Source organism: Sulfurimonas sp. (assembly GCF_027056685.1).
GTDB lineage: Bacteria > Campylobacterota > Campylobacteria > Campylobacterales > Sulfurimonadaceae > Sulfurimonas.
In genome coordinates this window covers 1-2,764 of the sequence record NZ_JALUKE010000157.1, presented here as the reverse complement: position 1 = coordinate 2,764, position 2,764 = coordinate 1, and the positions used below count along the sequence as shown (strand labels likewise).

The following is a 2,764-nucleotide window of genomic DNA, read 5'->3' as shown; positions in this document are numbered from 1 at the left end:
AAGTGTCCATTTTGCCAAAACTGGCAAATATCACAAGAACACTCGGTCGATACAAGCGTAGATATTTCGCCACAAAAGATGGTTGACCTTGCTATAGAAAATGGTGCAGCTTCCATCGCTTATACCTATAATGAGCCCACCATTTTTTACCCTTATGCAAAAGATATAGGAGTCATTGCAAGAGAGAGAGGTCTAAAAAATATATTTGTCACCAACGGCTTTGAATCCGAAGAGGTCGTAAAAGATATGGCTTCATGGCTAGATGCCGCGAATGTTGACCTAAAAAGCTGGGATGATGCCTACTATAAAAAAGTTCTCAAAGGCGGACTTGAAGCAGTAAAAGAGACGCTACGAAATATGGTCAAAGAGGGAATTTGGGTGGAAGTAACCACTCTGCTTATAGAGGGTGACAATGACAGTGATGCAGACCTAAAGGCTATGGCTGCGTTTATAGCAGATGAACTGGGAAGACATGTGCCATGGCACTTAAGCGCTTTTCATCCTGATTATAAGATGCAAGACCATGAAAGCACAAAGCTGCAAACCTTAGAGCGTGCGAAAAAAATAGCACTCGAAGCAGGTTTGGAGTATGTTTACCTTGGCAATGTACCGGTGCATGGTGATACCTACTGCCCTGATTGTGGTACGCTTTTAATAGACAGAACAGGTTACAGCGTAACGCAGAACAAGCTTGTAGATGGGCACTGCCCAAAATGTAACAGAGAAATAGAAGGAGTATGGAAATGAGTGTAAGAAAAGATGCTGTAGCAGGACAGTTTTACCCTGCAAATAAGGAAGAAATAGAGAAAATGTTCGCGCACTACAACAAAATAATATATGAGGCCATTAAAGATAGAAGTGTGTTAGAGCTCAAGCCTCGTGCCATCATTGTGCCGCATGCCGGATATGTATACTCTGCGTTTACCGCCAACATAGCCTTTCGGGTACTGAAAAATTCGCATGCAAAGCGTGTAGTGGTCATTGGCCCGAGCCACCGTGTCTATCTGCAAGGGACAAGTGTAGCAGAGTTTGACAGTTATGAAACACCTATGGGTTCTTTGAAAATAGACAGAGCACTTGCAGATACTCTCATAGAGAAGTTTGGGCTGCACTTTCAAGCCGATGCACATGCCGAGCACTCAACAGAAGTGCAGATGCCTTTTGTAAAAGAGTATCTTGGTAATCCGCAAGTCGTTGAACTTGTTTATGGAGCAGAATCTCCACAAAACCTTGCCAAGGTCATTGAGTATCTTTTAGAAGATGAAGAGACTGTTGTCATCATCAGTACAGATTTGAGTCATTACTATAGTATTGACAAAGCAAAAGAGCTTGACAGTATCTGCCTTGAAGCCATAGCAACACTCAACACACAAGAGCTGCATCAAGGGTGTGAGGCATGCGGCATAATTGGTGTGGAAGCGATGCTTATAGCCGCAAAAAAACTTCAACTCAAATCACAAATAATGGACTACAGAACAAGTGCCGATGCAAGTGGAGACAAAGTGAAAGTTGTAGGTTATGCAAGTGTTATCTTTACAACATAACTTATTGCTCTTTTTGCACAACCCACATATGTGAAAACCAGTACCATTTACCTCTTGCTGCCCAGGCAGTACAGGTGTAGTGGTCACGCGGATATTTTAACACCACTTTTGACTGCATTTGCACCTCTGTATTTGAAAGCCACTTCATATTTATCTTTTTTCCGTTTGAGGTAAAGCATTGCAAATCTTTGTATTTTTTTTCAAGCTTTAGTCTAAAGATAGGAGGATTATTCTTCTTTGTTACCATAGTATCTTCAGTAGAAGTAGATCTAACAGCCAAAGGCAAAGTATGCAACTTCAATATAAAACTCTGCATATTGCCAAAGTTTCCAGACATAGGAAATCGTGTAAGGGCAAGAAGATTACTTCTTTGTGAAACAGGACCTGAATTTTGAGCGATACCGACATAACTAAGTTTTTTAAGAATTTTCATCAAACGAATATCGAACTCTCCAAAGGGATATGCAAGCATTTTTGGCTTTGAACAGAGATACTCCCTTATCTCTTTTTGCAATTTTTTCTCGCATTTTACAATCTCTTTTGTTACATCTTTTTTGTACCCAGTAGGTTTGTCTTTATCTATGCGGACAAGGTACTCATGAGAATATGTATGATTGGCAAATTCCGTTCCATTTTTTCCCATTTCACGCATCTCATTCCATGTCATATAGCGTTTTGAGTGGTGGATTATTGGCATTGAATTTACAAATATTGTCGCAGGAAAATTATACTTTTTCAAAATTGGATAAGCATTTGTATAAACAGTTCTATAGGCATCATCCATGGTAATGACTACTGCTTTTGATGGTAATGGTTTTTTATGAATTAAATCTTCTACTACCAAGGAGAGAGGTACAACATTGTAATGATTGTTATGCAGATAAGCCATCTGCTTTTTAAATAAATCCATATTGATATTCGTTGAAGGATAACGAGATTCTCCAAAACGATGATACTGTAAAATAATAGCATGACCCTCTGATTTTACCTCTGCAAATACAACTGTATTAAATATACTCAATGCCACTACTAATAAAAAAAGTTTTTTTATCATCTTAGTCTCCCCAATTTAATTTTTCTTTTAAAACATCAAAATAGTTAAACTCATCTCTATGTATAAGTTTTACTTTTTTCTTTGCTAATTGTATATGTATGCTCTCGCCTTTTGCAAGTTCATGTTTATCTTGACCATCTATAATGACGAGTGCTTTGTCTTTTGG

Annotated in this window: 3 protein-coding genes; 2 read left to right on the top strand and 1 reads right to left on the bottom strand. The window is 38.6% G+C overall.

Annotation, left to right across the window (positions count from 1 at the left end):
• Both amrS and amrB read left to right on the top strand, forming a co-directional pair.
• Nucleotides 1–747 (top strand): AmmeMemoRadiSam system radical SAM enzyme (amrS, locus tag MVY38_RS06815; RefSeq protein ID WP_297484619.1); only part of this gene is annotated, 747 nt, incomplete at its 5' end.
• A complete protein-coding gene (gene amrB / locus MVY38_RS06810) occupies nucleotides 744–1,544 on the top strand; it encodes an AmmeMemoRadiSam system protein B (protein ID WP_297484618.1) in 801 nt (266 codons plus the stop codon). The genes amrS and amrB, both read left to right, overlap by 4 nt.
• 1 nt (nucleotide 1,545) lies before the next feature.
• Here amrB and MVY38_RS06805 read toward each other — a convergent pair whose 3' ends face one another.
• Nucleotides 1,546–2,598: a polysaccharide deacetylase family protein gene (locus MVY38_RS06805; protein WP_297484617.1), complete on the bottom strand. Its 1,053-nt coding sequence runs from the start codon at nucleotides 2,596–2,598 to the stop codon at nucleotides 1,546–1,548.
• Between the last annotated feature and the right edge of the window lie 166 nt (nucleotides 2,599–2,764).

What these genes read in the sequence shown, in the direction of transcription:
- amrB (WP_297484618.1), top strand. Translation starts at nt 744, where the DNA reads ATGAGTGTAAGAAAAGATGCTGTAGCAGGACAGTTTTACCCTGCAAAT.
- MVY38_RS06805 (WP_297484617.1), bottom strand. Translation starts at nt 2,598, where the DNA reads ATGATAAAAAAACTTTTTTTATTAGTAGTGGCATTGAGTATATTTAAT.